This is a genomic window from Flavobacterium frigidimaris (genome assembly GCF_002217275.1).
Classification (GTDB): Bacteria; Bacteroidota; Bacteroidia; order Flavobacteriales; family Flavobacteriaceae; genus Flavobacterium; species Flavobacterium aquidurense.
Genome location: NZ_MUGV01000049.1, coordinates 1 through 3,212 on the forward strand (window position 1 = coordinate 1; position 3,212 = coordinate 3,212).

General features: G+C 37.0%; 3 protein-coding genes. 2 read left to right on the forward strand and 1 reads right to left on the reverse strand.

Annotation, left to right across the window (positions count from 1 at the left end; all coding sequences use genetic code 11):
- A partial coding sequence (locus tag B0A65_RS22295; protein ID WP_207556482.1) for a PIG-L family deacetylase occupies positions 1-921 on the forward strand: 921 nt, incomplete at its 5' end.
- A gap of 70 nt (positions 922-991) precedes the next feature.
- Here B0A65_RS22295 and B0A65_RS23390 read toward each other — a convergent pair.
- The gene (locus B0A65_RS23390; RefSeq protein WP_207556483.1) at positions 992-1,138 is read right to left on the reverse strand and encodes a hypothetical protein; all 147 of its coding nucleotides are present in this window, start codon (positions 1,136-1,138) and stop codon (positions 992-994) included.
- A gap of 88 nt (positions 1,139-1,226) precedes the next feature.
- On the opposite strand from B0A65_RS23390, the gene B0A65_RS22300 reads away from it, so the two are divergent.
- Positions 1,227-2,246 (forward strand): proline-specific peptidase family protein, encoded by a 1,020-nt coding sequence (locus B0A65_RS22300; protein WP_074663113.1) that lies wholly within the window; start codon positions 1,227-1,229, stop codon positions 2,244-2,246.
- Positions 2,247-3,212 lie beyond the last annotated feature (966 nt).

Genomic DNA, 3,212 nt, shown 5'->3' on the forward strand with positions numbered 1-3,212 from the left:
ATCACGGGATGGCCAGGCGGAAAACCAAATTCAGATGATTCAAATCGTCCGGAAAGAGCGGAACCGGCTAAAAAACGTGTGTTGATTTTCAGTCCGCATCCAGATGATGATATTATCAGTATGGGAGGAACTTTCATGCGTTTGCAGGAACAGGGGCATGAAGTGCATGTTGCCTACCAAACTTCAGGAAATATCGCTGTCGCGGATGATGAAGCGTTGCGTTTTGCAAGATTTGTGATTGATTACAACGAGAAATTCGGAATCAAAAGCGCCGAAGCAGATAATATCTACCAAAAAGCAGAAACTTTTTTGACCAATAAAAAGAACAGTGAAATTGATATTCCGGAAGTACGTTATATCAAAGGATTGATCAGAAAGGGAGAAGCAAGAGCAACGAGTCATTTTGTTGGATTGACAGATGATCAGATTCATTTTATGGAATTACCATTTTATGAAACCGGAACAATTGAGAAAAAACCACTTGGCAAAGAAGATATTCAATTGACAATGGATTTAATTAAAAAAATCAAACCACACCAAATATATGCTGCAGGAGATTTGGCAGATCCGCACGGAACACATAAAGTATGTCTGGATGCTATTTTTGAAGCGGTAAAAGCTCTAAAACCAAAATCGTTTATGGATGATTGCTGGTTGTGGTTGTACCGTGGAGCTTGGCAGGAATGGGGAATTGACGAAGTGGAGATGGCAGTACCAATGAGCCCGGATCAGGTTTTGGCAAAACGTCACGGAATCTTCAAACACCAGTCTCAAAAAGACGGTGTTGTTTTTCAGGGAACCGATGCAAGGGAATTTTGGCAAAGAGCCGAAGACAGAAATGCAGAAACAGCAGCATTATACCAACAATTAGGTTTGGCAACTTACGCGGCTATGGAAGCTTTTGTGAGATGGCATTACTAAAAGTTTTCAGTCTCAGTCACAGTTTTCAGTTTTGCTTTTCACTGCGACTGAAAATTGCGACTGAAAACTTTTAATCTCTGGCAAAAAATAATAGGGTTGTACCAACAAGAAGCAAGAAAGAGGATAAATCTATATTCTTTTCTCTTGCTTCTTTCTTTCTTCTTTCTTCTTTCTTCTTTCTTCTTTCTTCTTTTAAAAAAAAACTAAGCCTCATCATCACTTCCTGTTTTGTAAATGGTTTCTTTTTTATTTGTATTTTAGTTCACAATGAAATTCAAAAGTATAAACCTTTTAATTGTGAAAACATGCGACCAATTTTTCTCTTAGCACTGATTCTTTTAACTATTTCATGTAAAAAAGAAACGCAATCAGAAACACTACAGGATTATTTTACATACAATCAAAAAAATACCGTTGAATCTGCAGGTGTGCGAATGATTCCAATCAAAACACCCGTTGGTGAATTTAAAGTATGGACTAAGCGATTTGGAAACAATCCTAAAATAAAGATCTTACTTTTGCATGGAGGCCCGGCGATGACACATGAGTACATGGAATGTTTTGAAACTTTCTTCCAACGTGAAGGCTTTGAATTTTACGAATATGACCAACTAGGTTCTTACTATAGTGATCAGCCAAAAGACAGCTCTTTATGGACAACTGAACGATTTGTAGAAGAGGTAGAACAAGTGCGTAAAGCCATTGGAGCTGACAACAATAATTTTTACGTCTTAGGAAATTCCTGGGGAGGAATTTTGGCAATGGAATATGCATTAAAATATCAAAAAAATCTAAAAGGACTATTGATTTCCAATATGGTAGCCAGTGCTCCTGAATATGGAAAATATGCTGATGAAGTACTGGCAAAGCAAATGAAGCCAGAAATTCTTGCAGAAATCAGAACTTTGGAAGCTAAAAAAGATTTTAATAACCCTCGTTACATGGAACTATTAATTCCCAATTTCTACAAAGAGCACTTATGCCGATTGAAAGAATGGCCTGATGGTTTAAATAGAGCCAGCAAGCATATGAATGGAGAAATTTACACCTTGATGCAGGGACCAAGTGAGTTCGGAATCAGTGGTCGTTTAGCAAAATGGGATATAAAAAACCGCTTAAAAGAAATCGAAATCCCAACATTAATGATCGGTGCAAAATATGACACAATGGATCCAAAAGCTATGGAAGAACAAAGCAAATTAGTTCAAAAAGGGCGTTTTTTATATTGCCCAAACGGAAGTCATTTAGCAATGTGGGATGATCAACAAGTATTTATGAAAGGAGTAATCAAATTCATTAAAGATGTTGATCATAATGAATTTTAAAAGATATTTAAAAAAGACCTAACTACTGATATTTAGCACTTTACAATAATTAAGATTTTAAGATAAACAATCATTTATTTAAAGAATTATTTTGATATTTCCCTGTAGACCGGCTGTCTGCTGTATTCTTAATTAAGAAAACTACGGCAAAAAAATCTTATTTTTCTAAATCAGGAGGTGCTGCTACCTTCTTTTGAAGTAAAAAATAAGGAACCGGATATGAATAATCTGGGCGTTTCCCTCCGGGCCGGGCTGTCCGCTATATCTTTTGCGATAGAAGTTTTGGGTTTGAAAAGAAGTTTCGGGCATCGCAAAAGGATGCCGCTCCCATCCCTAACGCAGTCTACGGCAAAAAGGAAGTATTGTTTTCAAAAGAAATTCCAACTTTTAAATCCCAAATTCCAATATAGACCGTGAAAGATTTGTTTCCACTTTCAGAAAAAACTTTTATGCAGCAACTGCTATTTAACCGCAAAGCACACAAAGAGCTACGCAAAGCTCGCCAAGTTATAACACACAGCTTTGCGAACTTGATAAAGACAACAGTAAACACAAAGAAAAACGGCCTTCGCGCTCTTTACGGTTAAAAATCTTACCACAAAGAACGCAAAGAATTACGCAAAACTCGCAAAGTTATACCACACAGCTTTGCGAACTTAATAAAGACAACCACAAACACAAAGAAAAAAAATTCTTCGCGCTCTTTGCGGTTAAAAATCTTACCACAAAGAACGCAAAAGGATACGCAAAACTCGCCAAGTTATAACACACAGCTTTGCGAACTTGATAAAGACAACCACAAACACAAAGAAAAAAATTCTTTGCGCTCTTTGCGGTTAAAAATCTTACCGCAAAGCACGCAAAGGGATACGCAAAGCTCGCAACGTTACACCCCACAGCTTTGCGAACTTAATAAAGACAACTACAAACACAAAGAAAAAAAAATTCTTTGCGCTCTTTGCGGTT